Source organism: Paraburkholderia sp. A3BS-1L (assembly GCF_051125215.1).
Lineage (GTDB): Bacteria > Pseudomonadota > Gammaproteobacteria > Burkholderiales > Burkholderiaceae > Paraburkholderia.
The window spans coordinates 710,843-728,399 of the sequence record NZ_CP120445.1 but is presented as its reverse complement, the minus strand read 5'-3'; the positions used below and the strand labels follow the sequence as shown (position 1 = coordinate 728,399).

The 17,557-nt window shown below is 64.4% G+C and carries 17 protein-coding genes; 9 read left to right on the top strand and 8 right to left on the bottom strand.

What is annotated here, in order from left to right; all coding sequences use genetic code 11:
* The first annotated feature begins 152 nt into the window (after positions 1–152).
* Both P5W99_RS34035 and eutC read left to right on the top strand, forming a co-directional pair.
* Entirely contained in the window at positions 153–1,574 is a 1,422-nt protein-coding gene (locus P5W99_RS34035; RefSeq protein WP_434665717.1) for an ethanolamine ammonia-lyase subunit EutB, read from the top strand.
* On the top strand, positions 1,571–2,380 hold the full coding sequence (gene eutC, locus P5W99_RS34030) for an ethanolamine ammonia-lyase subunit EutC (protein ID WP_434665714.1): 810 nt from the start codon (positions 1,571–1,573) through the stop codon (positions 2,378–2,380). The genes P5W99_RS34035 and eutC overlap by 4 nt, the downstream gene beginning before the upstream one ends.
* A gap of 49 nt (positions 2,381–2,429) precedes the next feature.
* Here eutC and P5W99_RS34025 read toward each other — a convergent pair whose 3' ends face one another.
* The 4 genes from P5W99_RS34025 to P5W99_RS34010 all read right to left on the bottom strand — a co-directional run bounded on the left by P5W99_RS34025 (position 2,430) and on the right by P5W99_RS34010 (position 6,558).
* Entirely contained in the window at positions 2,430–3,278 is an 849-nt protein-coding gene (locus P5W99_RS34025; RefSeq protein WP_421028203.1) for an AraC family transcriptional regulator, read from the bottom strand.
* A 90-nt stretch (positions 3,279–3,368) separates the two neighbouring features.
* Positions 3,369–4,103, bottom strand: coding sequence for an aldolase (locus tag P5W99_RS34020; RefSeq protein ID WP_421028202.1), 735 nt, complete (start codon positions 4,101–4,103; stop codon positions 3,369–3,371).
* Positions 4,104–4,247: 144 nt separating this feature from the next.
* Positions 4,248–5,651: a GABA permease gene (gabP, locus tag P5W99_RS34015; RefSeq protein WP_434665710.1), complete on the bottom strand. Its 1,404-nt coding sequence runs from the start codon at positions 5,649–5,651 to the stop codon at positions 4,248–4,250.
* A gap of 292 nt (positions 5,652–5,943) precedes the next feature.
* Complete coding sequence (locus tag P5W99_RS34010) at positions 5,944–6,558, bottom strand: TetR/AcrR family transcriptional regulator (RefSeq protein WP_421028200.1); 615 nt, start codon at positions 6,556–6,558, stop codon at positions 5,944–5,946.
* 144 nt (positions 6,559–6,702) lie between these two features.
* On the opposite strand from P5W99_RS34010, the gene P5W99_RS34005 reads away from it, so the two are divergent.
* The 5 genes from P5W99_RS34005 (at position 6,703) to ggt (ending at position 11,543) form a co-directional block, all read left to right on the top strand.
* Positions 6,703–7,386, top strand: coding sequence for a GntR family transcriptional regulator (locus tag P5W99_RS34005; RefSeq protein ID WP_421028199.1), 684 nt, complete (start codon positions 6,703–6,705; stop codon positions 7,384–7,386).
* Between the two features lie 95 nt (positions 7,387–7,481).
* Positions 7,482–8,300, top strand: coding sequence for an ABC transporter substrate-binding protein (locus P5W99_RS34000; protein WP_421028198.1), 819 nt, complete (start codon positions 7,482–7,484; stop codon positions 8,298–8,300).
* Positions 8,301–8,315: 15 nt separating this feature from the next.
* A complete protein-coding gene (locus tag P5W99_RS33995) occupies positions 8,316–9,083 on the top strand; it encodes an amino acid ABC transporter permease (RefSeq protein WP_434665705.1) in 768 nt (255 codons plus the stop codon).
* Position 9,084: 1 nt separating this feature from the next.
* Entirely contained in the window at positions 9,085–9,879 is a 795-nt protein-coding gene (locus P5W99_RS33990) for an amino acid ABC transporter ATP-binding protein (protein ID WP_434665702.1), read from the top strand.
* Between the two features lie 71 nt (positions 9,880–9,950).
* Positions 9,951–11,543: a gamma-glutamyltransferase gene (gene ggt, locus P5W99_RS33985; RefSeq protein WP_421028195.1), complete on the top strand. Its 1,593-nt coding sequence runs from the start codon at positions 9,951–9,953 to the stop codon at positions 11,541–11,543.
* Between the two features lie 89 nt (positions 11,544–11,632).
* Here the strand turns inward: ggt and P5W99_RS33980 are convergent, their stop codons facing one another.
* Positions 11,633–11,899 carry a hypothetical protein gene (locus P5W99_RS33980; protein ID WP_421028194.1) on the bottom strand — a complete coding sequence of 89 codons (267 nt, stop codon included), beginning with the start codon at positions 11,897–11,899 and terminating at the stop codon, positions 11,633–11,635.
* A 293-nt stretch (positions 11,900–12,192) separates the two neighbouring features.
* On the opposite strand from P5W99_RS33980, the gene P5W99_RS33975 reads away from it, so the two are divergent.
* On the top strand, positions 12,193–13,434 hold the full coding sequence (locus P5W99_RS33975; protein WP_421028193.1) for a tryptophan leader peptide: 1,242 nt from the start codon (positions 12,193–12,195) through the stop codon (positions 13,432–13,434).
* Between the two features lie 12 nt (positions 13,435–13,446).
* On the opposite strand, the gene P5W99_RS33970 is transcribed toward P5W99_RS33975, so the two are convergent.
* From P5W99_RS33970 to P5W99_RS33960, 3 genes are all read right to left on the bottom strand, one after another.
* Positions 13,447–14,208: an ABC transporter permease gene (locus tag P5W99_RS33970; RefSeq protein WP_421028192.1), complete on the bottom strand. Its 762-nt coding sequence runs from the start codon at positions 14,206–14,208 to the stop codon at positions 13,447–13,449.
* On the bottom strand, positions 14,205–15,203 hold the full coding sequence (locus P5W99_RS33965) for an ABC transporter ATP-binding protein (protein ID WP_421028191.1): 999 nt from the start codon (positions 15,201–15,203) through the stop codon (positions 14,205–14,207). Before P5W99_RS33965 ends, P5W99_RS33970 begins: the two co-directional genes overlap by 4 nt.
* 202 nt (positions 15,204–15,405) lie before the next feature.
* Complete coding sequence (locus P5W99_RS33960; RefSeq protein WP_421028190.1) at positions 15,406–16,158, bottom strand: UTRA domain-containing protein; 753 nt, start codon at positions 16,156–16,158, stop codon at positions 15,406–15,408.
* Positions 16,159–16,421: 263 nt separating this feature from the next.
* On the opposite strand from P5W99_RS33960, the gene P5W99_RS33955 reads away from it, so the two are divergent.
* The gene (locus P5W99_RS33955; protein WP_421028189.1) at positions 16,422–17,474 is read left to right on the top strand and encodes an ABC transporter substrate-binding protein; all 1,053 of its coding nucleotides are present in this window, start codon (positions 16,422–16,424) and stop codon (positions 17,472–17,474) included.
* The last annotated feature ends 83 nt before the right edge of the window (positions 17,475–17,557 follow it).

Genomic DNA, 17,557 nt, shown 5'->3' with positions numbered 1-17,557 from the left:
AAACGCTTACGACATCCTTAAGGGGCGATCGGGCGCGCCATCATGCTGCGTAGGCAAAATGAAAGTCGCGTGCAATGGGCTATGCTTGTTGCTGGCGACCCGCTCGCAGCGCGAAGCGGCTTCGGACGCCAGCCAAGACAGGAGCGGAGGCGATGTCCTACAAGGAGACGATTGGTCCGCGCACGTACCGTTTCGCGGACCTTAAAACCTTGCTCGCCAAGGCGGGCCCGCTGCGCAGCGGCGACCAGCTCGCGGGCGTGGCGGCCGCAAGCGAGGAGGAGCGCGTGGCCGCGAAGATGGCGCTCGCCAACGTACCGCTCAAGACCTTCCTGAATGAGGCCCTGGTGCCTTACGAAGAAGACGAAGTGACGCGACTGATCGTCGACACGCACGACGAGGATGCATTTGCGCCGGTCTCGCATCTGAGCGTGGGCGATTTTCGCAACTGGCTGCTCTCGCCCGCAGCGGACGCCGCGACGCTCGAACGCCTGGGGCCGGGTATCACACCGGAGATGGCCGCGGCGGTCTCGAAGCTCATGCGCAACCAGGACCTCATCGCAGTGGCGAAGAAGCGCCCGGTGGTCACGCGCTTTCGCAACACGGTGGGGTTGCCCGGGCGCATGTCGGTGCGCCTGCAACCGAATCACCCGACCGACGACGTGAAGGGCATTGCCGCCTCGATGCTCGATGGCCTCATGTACGGCTGCGGCGACGCGATGATCGGCATCAATCCGGCCAGCGACAGCCTCTCCGCCGTCGTGAAGCTGCTCGCGATGATCGATGAGTTCCGCGAGCGCTTTCGCGTGCCGACGCAGTCGTGCGTGCTCACGCATGTCACCAGCACGATCGCGGCGATCGAGCAGGGTGCGCCCGTCGACCTCGTGTTCCAGTCGATCGCGGGCACCGAGAAGGCCAACGCGAGTTTCGGTATTTCGCTCGGGCTGCTGGGCGAGGCCCGCGAGGCGGCTCTCGCGCTCAAGCGCGGCACCGTGGGCAACAATCTCATGTACTTCGAGACGGGGCAGGGCAGCGCCCTTTCCGCCAATGCGCATCATGGCGTCGATCAGCAGACCTGCGAAGTGCGCGCCTATGCCGTCGCGCGCCGCTTCGAGCCGTTCCTCGTGAACACGGTGGTGGGCTTCATCGGCCCGGAGTATCTCTACGACGGCAAGCAGATCATCCGCGCCGGGCTGGAAGACCACTTCTGCGGCAAGTTGTTAGGGGTGCCGATGGGTTGCGACATCTGCTATACGAACCACGCGCAGGCCGATCAGGACGACATGGACACGCTGATCACGCTGCTGGGCGCGGCAGGCATCAATTTCATCATGGGCGTTCCCGGCGCGGATGACGTGATGCTCAACTACCAGAGCACCTCGTTTCACGACGCGCTTTATGTGCGCGATGTGCTGGGCTTGCGGCGTGCGCCCGAGTTCGAGGAGTGGCTGGAGACGATGGAAATTGCCGACGCGCACGGCGCGCTGCTGCCCGTCTCGGCGCGCGTGCCGCTGCTGGCAGGGGCACAGGAATGGCTGGATAGCGCAATGGCAAACGGGAATGGAGCGAGCCAATGAGCGACGCCGTCGAAAAGGATCCATGGGCTGGCCTGAAGGTGTTCACGAATGCGCGCATCGCGCTGGGACGCGCGGGCAATGGCCTGCCGACCGCGCCGCTGCTCGCATTTAATCTGGCGCACGCGCAGGCGCGCGATGCCGTGCATCAGCCGCTCGATGTCGAGGCATTGCGGCGCGAACTCGAAGCGGCGGGTTTCGCGACGGTCGCCGTGGCAAGCGCCGCACCCGACCGCGAGCATTACCTGCGCCGCCCCGATCTCGGTCGGCGGCTCTCGGACGAGAGCCGCGCCGCGCTGGCCGAGGCGGGCAAGGCGAGCAACGCGGGCCCCGACATCGTGTTCGTGGTCGGCGATGGGCTCTCGGCGTTAGCCGCCGCAAAGCAGGCCTTGCCGCTGCTGCAAGCGGTGCGCGAGCGCTTGAACGCAGACGCTGCTGCGGGCCACGGCTGGCGTATTGGCCCGATGGTTGTGGCGCGCCAGGCGCGCGTCGCGCTCGGCGACGAGATCGGCGAGTTGCTGGGCGCGAAGCTTGTGGCGATGCTCATCGGCGAGCGGCCGGGCCTGAGTTCGCCCGACAGCCTGGGCGTGTATCTCACCTGGGCGCCCAAGGTGGGCTGCCACGATGCCATGCGCAACTGCATCTCGAACGTGCGGCCCGAGGGCCTGCCCTACGATGGAGCTGCGCACAAGCTGCACTACCTGCTCACGCATGCGCGGCGGCTCGGGCTCACTGGCGTGGGCCTCAAGGACGATAGCGACACGCCGCTGCCAAGGGCGCGAGACGCGGCGCGGATCGGGCCAACGTAGCCGGGAATGCGCAAGCCACCCATTCACCCGGCGTGGCTCGCGAGCGAATTCATTCGGATAACGGATGATTGGCCGGGCGCGCCACGAATTTGCCTGGACTCGTGCCCGTGAGCCGGCGAAACATGGCGATGAACGCCGACGAAGTCGCATAGCCGAGATCGAGCGCCACCGATTCCACGCTGCGCCCCGCTTGCAGCAGCGGCAACGCGCTCACGAGACGCAGGCGCGCGCGCCACTCGGTCAGCGACATCCCCAGTTCGCGCTGCGCGTGGCGCATCAGCGTGCGCTCGCTCATATGGAACGCGGCGGCGAGCTCGGCGAGCGGGCGGTTGTCGGCGGGATTGCCGTGGAAGACTTGCAGCACGGCGTTCAAGTCGGGGTTGTCCGCGTGCGGGAGATAGCTGCCGGTGGTGGCGCAGGTGGAGAGCAGGTCCACCAGCACGCGCAGCAAGCGGGCGCGCGCTGGCGACTCGCTGCCGTCGTGTCCGGCCGGCGGCAACGCGCGCAAATGGTCGAGCATGCTGCGCACGAGCGGCGAGACCATCATCGCGCAGGTGTGCGCAGGCATCGCGCTGCACAGCTCGCGGCTGATGTAGACCGAGCAGTGCACAGTCTCCGCATGATTGAAGCCGACGTGCTCGGTGCCTGGCGCAATCCACAGGCCCATGTGCGGCGGCGCGAGAAAGTATTCCTCGCCGGTTGTGACCTCGGTGATGCCGCTGAACGAGTAGACGAACTCGCCCCACGGATGCCGCATCGTCGGATAGCGCGCGTGCGACGGCAGGTGCTCGGTGCGGAAATAGACCGGCACGGGCAGCGTGTCGGCGAACGGCGGCGGGCTCACGTGCTGCGGCACGTTGCGCGCGCTCGTGGCGGCCGGAGGGCGGGATTTCGGCATAGTGGGAATGGAAGCGAGCAGGCGGGGATGGCGCACGAGGTCTGCGCGACTCCGCCGAAGTTTCTCGATGTTTGCGCGTAGTATTCTTCGCTACGCGTTGGGCAGCGTTCTACGCAAGGCCGCGAAAAACAGCTCCGATTGCAATCGCTCGCCCTGCATCTGGCTCGCGAGCCGTTGCGCGAGGTCGGCGGCCACGGGCCGCAGCGCGCGCCCGGTCGAGCGTGCGAGCACCTGCGCCATGCATGCACGCTCGAGGTAGTAGAGATCGTCGAACGCGTAATCGATGCGCTCGCCGCATACCACCACGCCATGGTTGCCGAGGAAGCCGATGTCCTTGCTGCCCAGCGCGTGCGCGATGCGCTCGCCTTCCTCGGGGCCGAGCGCGAGACCGTTGTATTCGCGATCCAGCGCGATGCGGCCGTGGTAGCGCATGGCGTTCTGCGAGAGCGCCGTGTCGAGCCCGCAGTCCTCGGTCAGTGTGAGCGCCGTGGCGTAGGGCATGTGAGTGTGCAGAACACAGATCTTGCCGGCGATGCGATGGATCGCGGCGTGGATGAACATGGCCGTTGGCTCCACTTCGTGCCGGCCCGCGACCACCGCGCCGGCCGCATCCACGATCGCGACGTCGTCGCCGCCGACCTCGCTCCACATCAGGCCGCGCGGGTTCAGCAGGAAGAGCCCGTCCTCGCCGGGAAGCGCGACGCTGAAGTGGTTGCAGACGCCTTCGCCGAGGCCGTAATGCGCGGCTGCGCGCAGTGCAAGCGCGAGATCGGCGCGCAGCTTTTTGACGCCTGGGTGGTGAAAAATGGCCGGAAACTCGTTCATCCTCCGATCTCCTGTTCGGGCCGGGCGTTTTCAATCTTCGTGGCGCGTCGCTTGCGTGCCCGGCGGGCTCCAGTTTCCGGGCTTGCGGCGTTGATGTCCAGCCCAGCCGGGGAGATTGATTCGATCGAGCAGCCGGAGGCGCCTTCAGTGGACGCGCGTGGAAGCGTGCTGAACGTGAGCTTGCTTTTGGCGCTGCTGATGGCGCTGGTTCAGCCACGACGCCACCACCACGAAAATCGCCAGCGCGCCCGTTGCCGCGGCTTCGGTCCGGTGATCCTCGCCCATCAGCATCACCACCAGCACGCCGCAGATGAACGCAATCACCACCCACGTCAGCCACGGAAAGCACCACATTTTCAGCTGCAGGTCATCCTTGACCATGTTCAGTTTCCCGCGCATCCGCAACTGCGAGACGGCGATGACGAGGTACACGAGCAGCGCGATGGCGCCCGACGTGGCCAGCAGGAAGCTGAAGACGCGCTCGGGCACGAGGTAGTTCGCGATTACCGTGAGAAAGCCGAACGCGGTGGAGGCGAGCACGGCGGCACGCGGCGTGCCCGCGTGGTCGGTCGTGCGCAGCAGGGCCGGCGCATCGTGGCGCACGGAGAGCGAAAAGAGCATGCGCGACGCGGTATAGAGCGCCGAGTTCAGGCAGCTCGCCACGGCCAGCAGCACGACCATATCGATGATGGCCTTCGCGTGCGGCACGCCGATCAGTTCCATGGCGCGCTGATACGAGCCCTGCGAAGTCAGGCCAGGATCGGTCCACGGCACGATGGCCGTGACGACGAAGATCGAGCCGAAATAGAACAGCGAAATGCGCCAGATGACCGAGCGGGTGGCGCGCACGATCTGCTGCCGCGGGTTGCGCGATTCGGCGGCGGCGATGGTGACGATTTCCGTGCCCATGAACGAGAACATGGTGGTCAGCATGGCCGCGAGAACGGCGCCGATTCCGTTGGGCATGAAGCCGCCGTTTTCCACGAGCCGCGCGGCGCCCGACACGCCCGAATTCGGCAGCACGCCAAGGATGGCCGCGCCGCTGATGCAGAGAAACACGATGATGGCGACCACCTTGACCAGTGCGAACCAGAACTCGAATTCGCCGTAGTTCTTGACCGAGAGAAGATTCGTGACGGTCAGGATGAAGGTGATCCCGAGGGCGTAGACCCACGTTGCAATCGAGGGAAACCACGCGTTGAGGATGGTGGCGGCGGCCGTGGCTTCGATGGGGATGACCAGCACCCAGAACCACCAGTACAGCCAGCCGATCGTGAAGCCGGCCCAATGGCCGATGGCCTGGTCGGCATAGGTGGAGAACGAGCCGCTGTCGGGCTGCGCCGTGGCCATTTCGCCCAGCATTCTCATGACGAGCACGACCAGCACGCCCGTGAAAATATAGGCAAGCAGGGCGGCCGGGCCGGCCTCCGCGATCGCGTGGCCCGAGCCCACGAACAACCCCGCGCCGATCACGCCGCCGATCGACATCATCGTGACGTGCCGCTGCTTGAGTCCATTGCTTAATTTAGCGTCGTTCGATACCTGCATGTTGTCTCCAAAGTCAACCATCTGATTCCAATACGGCGCGCAGAGTCTCGTTTGCCGATGAATGGGCGTCAAGGGCCAATCCATGCGCGCTTGATAACGGCGTGATTCCGCATCAAGAATTTGCAGGAATCTCATTTTTCGCTGGGTTTGCGAGATGAAATTCGATGAAGTTCGATGCAATTCGATAGCGCGATGGTGCCGCGTGGGCCACTATCCGCAGATGCGCAAATAAATTTGGAATCCAAATTATTTTGAAGGAGCTGCGCGCCGGACCGGTGCGCTCCGCCGTGCCTTATGCGTAGCGCGCGAGAAACATCTCGGTTGCGGCTTGCGCGATGCGCTGTCGTTCCTCTTCGGCCAGCGGCGGCTGTCCCATCGTCACTTGCGGCCAGAACGCGAACGCCTTCACGAGCGCATGCAACTGATGCGCGGCGAAAAGCGGGTCGTCAACATGCAGGCGGCCGTCTGCGGCTGCCGCGCGGATCCATGCGGTGACGTCTTCCTCGCGCTCGCCAATGCGCGCCACCATGTCCCGCGCGCGCTCGGGCGAGTGGATGCCCGTGCCGATCGCCACGCGCGCAAGCGCGAGGAACGAATCGTCGGCCATGAGACGCAGCTTGCGCAGCAAGAGCGCCAGCAATTGCTCGTGCAGCGGCTCCGTGGCGCGGTAGGCGAGCGGCATGCTGTCCTGGCTGGCGTCCCAGAGCCGATGCAGGATCGCCGCGAACAGTGCCTCCTTGCTCGGGAAATGGTTGTAAACCGTGCGTTTCGAGACGCTCGCCCGCGCAGCAATGCGGTCCATGCTGGTGGCGTCGTAGCCGGCCGCGAGAAATTCCTCGATGGCCGCCGCGAGAATGGCGGCGCGCTTGCGATCGGTCAGGCGCTGAGGGGAGGCGGTGGGATCCATGCCGGGATTTTACCGTTCATTCCCCTGTAGCCTGAATCCGTCAGCCGGTGAAATCTCTTTTTTGAAAGACTGGATCCAAAAATCCAGCTGGAGTAATCTCCTTGACATCGCACAACCGGACGCGGCGTCGTGCCGCACCGCACCATGCAAGCCACCAACGTTCGCAGCACTGCCGGTCCGGCGTTATCCGCCGAGGAAGAGGCCTATCGTTTCTTGCTGGAGGCGATCATCGAAGGCCGCTATGCGGCGGGCCAGCGCATCGTCGCGGAGACCGTGGCCGACGCGCTTTCGATGAGCCGCATGCCGGTGCGCGCCGCGCTGCGGCGCTTGCACAGCGAGGGGCTGGTGATCCAGCGTCCCAACCGTGGCGCGATCGTTCGCGGTCTTTCGGTCGAGGAGGTCCAGGACATCTTCGACATGCGCATCGCGCTCGAAGGACTCGCCATGCGCGTGGCCGCGCCGCGCTGCACCGAAGCGCACCTCGCGAAACTCGAACGCCTGCTGGAAGACATGGACGCCTGCGTGGGCGACACCGACACCTGGGTGCAGCGCCACTGCGCGTTTCACGAGTACCTGTGCGAAATCAGTGGCCGCACGCGTCTGTATCAGCAGATTCTCTCGCTCTACACGCTGATCGAAGGCCCCATGCGCCTGTGGATCGAGCAGGCGACGTTCAGGCGCAAGCGTGCGCGCGACGCGCATCAGATCCTGATCGACGCGTTGCGCACGCGCGACCCCGCGCAAGCCGAGCAGGCGCTGCGCGCCCACATCGAATCCACGGTGCCGCAGATCATCGCATTCCTCGAATCGCCGGCGTCGCGGGAATGATGCGCCGGTTTGCCCATTTGTCGTTGCGCCCCACTCGTTGTGCCTCACTCGTTGTGTCCCACACGTTGTGCCCACATTTAGCCAGGAGCCTCTCGATGTCAGCAAAAGAGTTCAAGCGTTTTCGTCTTGCCGCCTGCGCCGGCCTCGCGGTGCTGGCGCAGCTTGCCGGCGCGGCCACGGCGCACGCGGCCGATCTGGGCCTCGTGAAAAGCGGCACGCTGACGTACTGTTCGAGCATGGATGCGCCGCCGCTCGCGTCCTACGACGAGAATCAGCAGCCGCGCGGCTTCTCCGTCGATATCGCGCACGATGTGGCGAAGCAACTCGGCAATCTCAAGGTCGAGTGGAAAGTGATGTCGTTCAGCGGGCAGATCCCCGCGCTGCAGGCGCGTCAATGCGATCTCGTGATCGGCCAGTTGTTCGACAAGCCCGAGCGGCGTCAGATCATCGACATCGTCGACTACATGTATTCGAGCCAGTCGATCATGGTGCCGCGCGGCAACCCGCGCCACGTGCGCTCGCTCGACGACCTTTCGGGCCTGAAGGTCGGCGTGCTCAACGGCACGACCATCAGCTCGCTGCTCGAAAAAGAAAATCAGAAGCTTGCCGCAGCAGGCAAGGCGCCCATGAATATCGTTGTATATAGTTCGGATGCCGATGCATTTCAGGCATTCCGCCTGCAACAGGTCGATGCCTATGGCACCACCTCGGAGAGCGCCGCGCACTTCCGCCAGGCGTCGGGCGACATGTTCGAGGAAGCCGTGCCGGGCTTCAACCGCATCGCAACGGGCATTGGCGCGCGCAAGGCTGAGCCGCTTTCGCCGGCGGTGGCGAAGGTCGTGGCCGACCTCGTGAAGAGTGATCGCTACGGCAAGATGCTCGCGACCTGGAAGCTCGAGAACGACCGCTATTGAGCGCGGGGTGAAGCCATGAATTTCAGTTGGGAAATTTTCCGGAAATTCCTGCTGGAGCCCAGCCCCGCGTATCTGCACGGGCTATGGCTCACGTTCTCGATCAGCGCGTGCGCGGTCGTGCTCGGCGCGACGCTCGGGCTGATCGTCGCGCTCATGAGGCTTTCGTCGAGCCTGCCGGTGCAGTCGCTCGCGCGCGGCTACATCTGGATCATGCGCGGCACGCCGCTGCTCATGCAGATCGTGTTTCTGTACACGGCGTTCGCCGCCGCGAACATCTTCCATTTTCACGATCTCGACTTCGGCATCGTCACGCTGCCGGGCAATATTCAGGCGGCGGTGCTCGCGCTCGGCATGAACTCGGCCGCTTATCAGGCGGAGATCATTCGCGCCGGGCTGAGCTCGGTTGATCGCGGGCAGTACGAAGCGTCGCGCTCGCTCGGTATGACCTCGGTGCTGCTCATGCGCCGGGTCGTGCTGCCGCAGGCGCTGCGCGTGATAGTGCCGCCGCTCGGCAACGAGTTCAACGTGATGCTGAAAAACACCACGCTCGTGAGCGTGATCGGCGTACCGGAACTGCTGCTTAGCACGCAGATGATCACCTCGGTGAACTTCCGCGTGTTCGAACTCTATCTCGTGCTCGGCATTTACTTCCTCGCGCTCACCACGCTCTGGGGCTTCGTGCAGCGGCGGCTGGAAGCGCACTTCGGTCGCGGCGAGGCGAAGCCGGCTGCGAACACGCGCCCGTTCGGCGCGCAAACGATGAAGCTGCTGCGGGGGCGATGACATGAGCGAAGCGCGCGAAATCGTGATCGAGGCGTCGGACATCCACAAGTCCTTCGGCCCGACCAAGGTGCTCAACGGCATTTCGCTGAGCGTCGCGAAGGGGGAGTTGGTGGTGCTGATCGGCTCGTCGGGATCGGGCAAGACTACCTTCATCCGCTGTCTGAACTTGCTGGAGTCGTACGACAGCGGGCGCGTGCGCGTGAACGGCAAGCTGCTCGGCTTTGTCGAGCGCCCCAACGGCACGCTCGTGCGCGATTCCGCGCGTACGCTCGCGCGGCAGCGCCGCGATATCGGCATGGTGTTTCAGCGCTTCAATCTGTTTCCGCACATGACTGCGCTGGAGAATGTGATCGAGGCGCCGATTCACGTGCTGAAAATGCCGCGTGAAGAAGCGCTCAGGCAGGCGAAGGCGCTGATCGCGCGCGTGGGACTCGCGGATCGCGCCGACCACTATCCGTCGCAGCTTTCCGGCGGTCAGCAGCAACGCATTGCCATCGCGCGTGCGCTCGCGATGCAGCCCAAGGTGCTGCTGTTCGACGAGCCGACTAGCGCGCTCGACCCGGAAACCGTGGGGGAGGTGTTGCAGGTCATGAAGGAACTCGCGGAAGACGGCATGACGATGGTGGTCGTCACGCACGAGATGGGCTTTGCCCGCGAGGTGGCCGACCGCGTGGTCGTGCTCGACCAGGGCGAACTGATCGAGGAAGGTCCGCCCGAGCGCATTTTTACCGCGCCTTCGCACCCGCGCACGCAGACCTTCCTGCGGCGCACCTTGCGCACCGCCGCGCCCGCGTAATCCGTATCGAAGGCGGCAGGACCGCCTTTCATGACCCATCGTCAGGACACCAAAAAAAGGAGAGTGCGCTGATGCGTAACTTCGAAACGCCGGGCCGTTCGCTCGTGATGGCCCGCAATGGCATGGCCGCGACATCGCACCCGAGTGCCACGCTCACCGCCGTCCAGATGCTGGCCGCCGGCGGCAACGCCATGGACGCGGCGATTGCCGCGTGCGCAGTGCAATGCGTGGTCGAACCTGGTTCCACGGGTATCGGAGGGGACTGCTTCGCGCTCTATTCGCGCGGCGGCAGCGACGACGTGATTGCCTATGACGGCTCGGGCTGGGCGCCCGCCGCTGCGAGCGCGGAGCGTTTGCGCGCGATGGGCGTCACGACGATTGCGCGCCATTCGCCGCACGCGGTGACCGTGCCAGGCGCCGTGGATGCATGGACGACGCTCCATCGCGACCACGGCCGCCTGCCGTTGCGCGACGTGCTCGCGCCGGCCATCCGTTTCGCGGAAGAGGGCTACGCCGTCGCGCCGCGCACCGCGCGCGACTGGGCTGCCGAGGTGGAGACGCTCGCGCGCGACGCCGTGGCGGCCAAGACCATGCTCGTCGACGGCGCCGCGCTGCGCGCGGGCGAAACCCATCGGCAGCCGCGCCTGGCGAACACGCTGCGCGCGATTGCCGAGACGGGCCGCGACGCGTTCTATCGCGGAGCAGTGGCTGCCGATCTCGTTGTCAAGCTGCAGGAGCACGGCGGCTTGCACACGCTCGACGACTTCGCCGGATTCAGCGGTGAATACGTCACGCCGATTCGCACGAAGTTTCGCGGCTACGACGTGATCGAATGTCCGCCGGCGGGGCAGGGCATGATCGCGCTGCTGCTGCTAAGACTGCTCGACAAGTACGATGCCGAAGGCGGCCCGCTCGACCACGATCGCCTGCATCGCGAGATCGAAGCGGCCAAGCTCGCCTATGCGGTGCGCGATGCGATGCTGGGCGACCCGCGCGAGCGGCCTGTCGACGTCGAGCACCTGCTATCCGATGACTACGTCGACGCACTGCGCAGCCGCATCGATCTCGAGAGCGTGCTGGACCCGGCCGCCGCGCTCATCTCGGTCGAGCACCGCGATACGGTCTATATCACCGTGGTCGATCGCGACCGCAACTGCGTGAGCTTCATCAATTCGTTGTTCTATCCATTCGGCAGCGGATTGATGGGCAAGGAATCGGGCGTGATGCTGCACAATCGCGGCATGGGATTTTCGGTCGAGCCGGGGCATCCGAACGCGATCGCCCCGCACAAACGCCCGCTGCATACCATCATCCCCGGCATGGTGGCGCGCGATGGCCGTGTGCAGATGAGCTTCGGCGTGATGGGCGGCCACTATCAGGCGATGGGCCACGCGCATTTTCTGTCGAAGGTGCTGCATTACGGCCTGGACATGCAGACGGCGATGGATTTGCCGCGCGTATTTCCGCGCCCGGGCACGGCAACGGTGGAAGTCGAATCGACGCTGCCCGAAGCCGCGCGCGCCGTGCTCGCGGATCGCGGCTTCGCGCTCGTGCCCAGCGCCGGACCGATTGGCGGCTCGCAGGCGATCTGCATCGATTGGGAGCGAGGCGTGCTGACGGGCGCGTCCGATCATCGAAAGGACGGATGCGCGCTCGGGTATTGAGGGCGTGACTGCGCGCCCTGATCGGGCATCGAATCGGGGTGGCCGTCACTCGTGTGAGCGCCGCCCCGCTTGCACCGCACGCGGGCAAATCAATGCCCGTGTGCTTCCCGGAATCCGGTGTCGTGCTCGATGTGCTGATCGGGGGCGTCGACGTGGAAGGCCGCCGAGACCACAAAGAGGATGCCGGCGAAAGCCCAGACCCATGTGCCGAGCGAGAAGCTGAGTAAATATGCGTGATGAGGCGGATACGCCTGGAGCGCCCAGGCAAGACACGCAACTGGCAACATCAGCAGACACAACGCCGACCGGTTCAGAAAAGCGGCGACTCGTGCATTCTTGCGCGTCTCAGCTTGCATGCCTGCCTCCGTAGGGAATGGCACTGAGAGATAGAGTGGCACGGCGGTCATTTCACGCAAACTTGGGAATATCCCTGGCACGCAGGGACAACGAGGTAACGAAGCGCAACATTGGTTTACGCCTCCGGCGGATTATGCAAGTATCGCGCGCACCGCGTAGCACGAATACGCTTGCTCTTCTTGCGAGGTACGGGATGGACTGGAGGTTTTGGAAGGCTGAGAAGCGCCACGAAGAGGCCGAGGCGCGCCATTGGCCCATCGATACGCATGAATCGATACGGCAACTGCTGGGCATGTACCTGGGCGCCGGAACCCCGCCGTTCGCGAACTGGGCTGCGCCCGGCATCGCATTCGCACCCAATGTCGAGGCGACGGCCCGAAACGCCGTCAAGGGCTACCAGCTCGCCCTCTGGTTCTGGCTGTTCGCCGGCAAGCACGGCGCCATCGCGGCGCGCATGGCCCGCGAAACGTTCTGTCTGCTCGCCGATGCGGCGCAGCCGGCTTCGGGCGACGCCATCGACGCGCTGCTCGACCTCGAAAGCCGCCTGGCGCGTTCCGTCGAGGCCATCTCCGCCGAGCAGCGCACCTTCAGCCAGGAAGGCCAGGCCGTGGAATTGCCGATGGAGTTCTTTCTGGCCACCGGCGCGCTGAGGCTCATGCCCGAGTCCCCTTATGCCGGCGATGCCGGCGCGCCGCTGCAAGGCAATGACTACAAGCTGGCGGACTGCTTCCGCCATGCCACCGAGGAAGCCCTGGCGCTGTTCCGGCCGATGATCGAGGCAGTCGAATTCGACGCGAAATTGCTGCCGAACTGGAAATGGAGCGCCCGCCCGGGCGCCGCCGAACGGCATCTGCAGCGCCGCTACGGCAATCCGCTGTTCCCGCTGCACCGGCAAATGGTGACGGCCCACGAAGTGCATGAAGCTCGCATCGCCGACAACCAGGCGCTCCAGGATATCCGCAACGAACTCAACGAAGTGCGCCACGCGTTCTTCGAAAAGCCGTCGCTGCCGTTGAACTGGCAGTCGTACCTCGAAAACTACCGGGAGCAGGTGGACCGGCTCGACGAGCGTCGCCTGGTGGCGGGGGGGCAGAATGCACCGCTCGGCGACGCGGTCGCGGCGCTGCGCGCCGACATTCTGGCGACGTGGCGCGCCGAGATTCAGAAGAACCGCAACAGCCTCGCCGCGCTCGACCAGGACGAGGCGTGCAAAGCCGAGCGGCGCGCGCTGCTGTACGGCTGCGACTGGACCGGCCAGCTATTGAGTCACGGCTCGCTGATACCCGCCGATGAGGTGGTGCCCGCGCTGCTGAGCGAGTCGCCGGCCGAACTCGAGAAGGCGGTGGCCGGCCTGCAGGCGGAGCCGCGCTTGCACGAGACGCTTGCGCATTGCAGGGCGGCCGCGCATCGGCTCGTGGGCGAGCTTCGCGCGGCGGGTCATGGCTTTCCGGACCTGTCCGAAAAGCTGGCTATCCTCGACGGCAAGCGGGAGGTCGCGCCGCAGGAAGACCTGCCGGGACCGCTGCCGGCCTGACGAGCGTGCCGCTCAGCTTTTCAGGCGGTAACCGGTCTTGAAGATCCACGCCGTGATCGCGAGGAACACCGCGAGAAACGCGGCCGTCATGGCGAGGCTCACGCTGACGTCGACATCAGCGAGCCCGTAGAAGCTCCAGCGAAAACCGCTGATGAGATAGACGATCGGGTTGAACAGCGTGACCACCTTCCACGCCGGCGGCAGCATGTCGACGGAATAGAAGCTGCCGCCGAGGAAGGTCAGCGGCGTGATGATCAGCAGCGGCACGATTTGCAGCTTCTCGAAGTTGTCGGCCCAGATGCCGATGATGAAGCCGAGCAGGCTGAACGTCACTGCCGTCAGCAGCAGGAACAGCACCATCCAGAACGGGTGCTGGATCTGGATCGGCACGAACAGCGCTGCGGTGGCGAGGATGATGACGCCTAGCAGCACCGATTTGGTTGCGGCCGCACCGACATAGCTGATCACGATTTCCAGATACGACACCGGCGCGGACAGCAATTCGTAGATCGTGCCCGTGAAGCGCGGGAAGTAGATGCCGAACGACGCGTTCGAAATGCTCTGCGACAGCAGCGACAGCATGATGAGGCCCGGCACGATGAACGCGCCATAGCTGACGCCGTTCACCTCCTTGATACGCGAGCCGATCGCGGATCCGAACACGATGAAGTAGAGCGAGGTCGAGATCACCGGCGCGACGATGCTTTGCATCAGCGTGCGCCGGGTGCGCGCCATTTCGAATCGGTAGATGGCGCGAATGGCGTGGAGATTCATCGGGTGCTCACCTGTGCTTTGTTGTTATCCGCAACGGCCGAGTCCACGGCGGCCGGATTTGTCGAGGTCGCGGGGTCTTTGTGGACGAGACTCACGAAGATCTCCTCCAGCGAACTCTGGCTGGTTTGCAGGTCCGTGAAGCCGATGCCGGCCTCGCTCAGGTTCTTGAGCAGCGTGATGATGTCGTTGCGTTCGTGCTCGGCGTCGTAGGTATAGATGAGCGCGTTGCCGCCTTCGGCCAGTTCCAGTCCCCAGCCCGCAAGCGCCGCCGGAATGGCGCTCAGCGGCGTTTCGAGCTGCAACGTCAGCTGCTTGCGGCCGAGCTTGCGCATCAGCGCGTCCTTCTGTTCGACGAGCATGATTTCGCCGCGGTTGATGACGCCGATCCGGTCGGCCATTTCTTCGGCTTCGTCGATGTAATGCGTCGTCAGGATGATCGTCACGCCGTTGGCCTTGAGCCCGCGCACGAGCTTCCACATGTCGCGGCGCAGCTCGACGTCCACGCCTGCGGTGGGCTCATCCAGAAACAGGACTTGCGGTTCGTGCGCGAGCGCCTTCGCGATCAGCACGCGGCGTTTCATGCCGCCCGACAACGTGATGATCTTGTTGTTCCGCTTCTCCCACAGCGACAGGTCGCGCAGCACACGCTCGATATGCGCGGGGTTGGGCGGCTTGCCGAACAGGCCGCGGCTGAACGAGACCGTGGCCCAGACCGTTTCGAACGAATCGGTCGTGAGCTCCTGCGGCACGAGGCCGATCAGCGAGCGCGCGGCGCGATAGTTGGCGACGATATCGTGACCGGCGACGCGCACACTCCCTTCACTCGCATTCACGATGCCGCAGACGATGCTGATGAGCGTCGTCTTGCCCGCACCGTTCGGCCCCAGCAGCGCGAAAATCTCGCCGCGCTGGATGCTCAGGTTGACGTGCTTGAGCGCGCGGAATCCCGACGCATAGGTTTTCGAGAGATTCTCGATTGAGAGGATCGTTTGCATTTGCGTGACATTACCAGAAAGCCTGGGCGCTCGCCGGACCCGGGGGCGCGTGACGCGCGAGCGCGCACAGCCCCGGCGATGCCGGTTCAACGCTCATGCGTGAAGGGCGTTGATGGTGCCGTGCTGGGCGACCTCATGGGCGTGCCAGATACGCCCCGGAAACGCAGCGCGCGTCGTTGCCACGCTGCGCATCGGGCGCCGTTCACTGCTGCGCTTGAGCCTTGATGCGCTCGAGTTCCAGACTGTCGACGATGATGCGAACCGCGTCGTGCCGCCAGTGCTCGATTTCGAACTCGACTATCTCGTCGTTCTGATCGTAGACGATGCTCGAAATCATCAGAATCTGGCTGCCTTCCGTCAGCATCAACGCCTGGGCGACCTCGCCCCACGCCGCAGTTGGATTGATCTCGAACCGCGAACGGCCATAGCGGATGCCGTAGCGCTGCTGGTACAGCGTCGTCAGCGACTGGCTCAAGTCGTGTTCGAATATCCCTGGAAACTTCTCTGGCTTGAGATAGTGCTTGGCCAGCATCACGACGCGGCCGTCCAGTTTGCGCAGCCGATGAATTTCGTGGACGCGCGACAGGGTCGGCAACTCGAGGTTATGGCAGATCGCCGGCGTCGCCACGGTCGTGTGCGACAGCAGCACCCGCGTTTCGAGGCAGCGCTTCTGATCGGTGACGATCTGATGGAACGGCGAGCGATAAAGCGGGTTGTAAATCAGCCTCGGCGGCGCAACGAACCAGCCGCGCCGGTCCTCGCAATAAATCCGTCCTTCCGCTTCCATGGCCACAAGCGCTTCCTTCACCGTCGTGCGCGTGGTGCCGAACAGTTCCGAAAGCTCTCGCTCGGACGGCAGCTTCGCGCCCGGCAGCAGCAACTTGCCGTCGATCTGCATTTCGATGGACTGCCTGATATGGGCCGCGAGAGTGGGGCTGCGCTCAGATTCTGCCAATTGGACTACTCCAAATTTTGGTGCAACGGTCGACATTTTATCTGAGGAAATCGCCCCGAGAGGCGATCGTCGAGGTAAGCGGACGGCGCGCGGAACGGGTCTGCCATGTGTTGCATAAAATTATTAAAATACAATGACATAAGGCGATTTTACGCGTCTTTGTCGGGCTTCCTTCGTGAGATGCGAAAAGCCATTGACACTGATATTACCACCGGATATGTTCTGCGCATGGCGAAACTGGACTGGACCAGATTGGAGGCGTCATGAAAGCAAAAACACTCGTGGGTGTCATTGGGGTCGTGGTCGGCGCCAGCGCGGCACAGGCCGGGGCGGAGGATTTGAACGCGCTCACGCAGGCAGCGAAGAAGGAGGGCGCGGTCTATAGCGTCGGCATGCCTGACGACTGGGCGAACTGGAAGGACACCTGGGCTCAACTGACGCATCAATATGGACTGGACCACCGCGATACCGACCTGAGTTCGGCGGAGGAAATTGCCAAGTTCGACGCGGAGAAAAGTAATGCGACAGCCGATATCGGCGACGTCGGCCAGAGCTTCTGCCCGCTCGCGGTGCAGCGGGGGGTGACGCAACCCTACAAGCCGGGCACCTGGAATGACATTCCGGACTGGGCGAAGAGCCAGGACGGCAACTGCATCGTCGATTACACGGGCACGATCGCGTTCATCACCAACACGCGGCTCGTGAAAAATCCGCCGAAGACCTGGGCTGATCTGCTGTCCGGCAAGTACAAGGTGACGCTCGGCGCCGTTGGCGTGGCGGCACGCGCGAACAGCGCGGTTCTGGCCGCCGCGCTGGCGCAGGGCGGGAGCGAGAAAAACCTGATGCCGGGCCTCAAGCTGTTCGCCGAACTGGCGAAGCAGGGACGGCTGTCGCTCGTGGACCCGAGTCTGGCCAATCTGGAAAAGGGCGAAACCGAGGTCGGCATTCTTTGGGACTTCACGGCGCTTAGCTACCGCGACAAGATCGACCCTTCACGCTTCACGGTCAACATTCCTTCGGACGGTTCGGTGACAACCGGCTATACGCTCATCATCAACAAGTATGCGAAGCATCCGAATGCTGCGAAGCTGGTTCGCGAATATGTGCTGAGCGACGCGGGGCAATTGAATCTCGCGCGCGGTTATGCGCGTCCGATTCGCACGTCCGTGAAATTCCCGCCCGACGTTCAGGCGAAACTGCTTCCCGCGAGCGAGTACAAGTCGGTGAAGCCGATTCAGGATTTTGCCGCGTGGAATGAGTCGGTCAAAAAGCTGCCGCGCCAGTGGCAGGACGTGGTGATGGTGAACATGCAGTAACGCAAGCGCGCCGCCGGCCGGCGCCCGGAACATGTGTTCGGGCGCCGGCCCGCTCGAACGCTCGCTTGTCCAGCTTCGTGAAC

Coding starts and splice junctions, on each gene's coding strand:
- P5W99_RS34035 (WP_434665717.1), top strand. CDS start 153: ATGTCCTACAAGGAGACGATTGGTCCGCGCACGTACCGTTTCGCGGAC.
- eutC (WP_434665714.1), top strand. CDS start 1,571: ATGAGCGACGCCGTCGAAAAGGATCCATGGGCTGGCCTGAAGGTGTTC.
- P5W99_RS34025 (WP_421028203.1), bottom strand. CDS start 3,278: ATGCCGAAATCCCGCCCTCCGGCCGCCACGAGCGCGCGCAACGTGCCG.
- P5W99_RS34020 (WP_421028202.1), bottom strand. CDS start 4,103: ATGAACGAGTTTCCGGCCATTTTTCACCACCCAGGCGTCAAAAAGCTG.
- gabP (WP_434665710.1), bottom strand. CDS start 5,651: ATGCAGGTATCGAACGACGCTAAATTAAGCAATGGACTCAAGCAGCGG.
- P5W99_RS34010 (WP_421028200.1), bottom strand. CDS start 6,558: ATGGATCCCACCGCCTCCCCTCAGCGCCTGACCGATCGCAAGCGCGCC.
- P5W99_RS34005 (WP_421028199.1), top strand. CDS start 6,703: ATGCAAGCCACCAACGTTCGCAGCACTGCCGGTCCGGCGTTATCCGCC.
- P5W99_RS34000 (WP_421028198.1), top strand. CDS start 7,482: ATGTCAGCAAAAGAGTTCAAGCGTTTTCGTCTTGCCGCCTGCGCCGGC.
- P5W99_RS33995 (WP_434665705.1), top strand. CDS start 8,316: ATGAATTTCAGTTGGGAAATTTTCCGGAAATTCCTGCTGGAGCCCAGC.
- P5W99_RS33990 (WP_434665702.1), top strand. CDS start 9,085: ATGAGCGAAGCGCGCGAAATCGTGATCGAGGCGTCGGACATCCACAAG.
- ggt (WP_421028195.1), top strand. CDS start 9,951: ATGCGTAACTTCGAAACGCCGGGCCGTTCGCTCGTGATGGCCCGCAAT.
- P5W99_RS33980 (WP_421028194.1), bottom strand. CDS start 11,899: ATGCAAGCTGAGACGCGCAAGAATGCACGAGTCGCCGCTTTTCTGAAC.
- P5W99_RS33975 (WP_421028193.1), top strand. CDS start 12,193: ATGTACCTGGGCGCCGGAACCCCGCCGTTCGCGAACTGGGCTGCGCCC.
- P5W99_RS33970 (WP_421028192.1), bottom strand. CDS start 14,208: ATGAATCTCCACGCCATTCGCGCCATCTACCGATTCGAAATGGCGCGC.
- P5W99_RS33965 (WP_421028191.1), bottom strand. CDS start 15,203: ATGCAAACGATCCTCTCAATCGAGAATCTCTCGAAAACCTATGCGTCG.
- P5W99_RS33955 (WP_421028189.1), top strand. CDS start 16,422: ATGAAAGCAAAAACACTCGTGGGTGTCATTGGGGTCGTGGTCGGCGCC.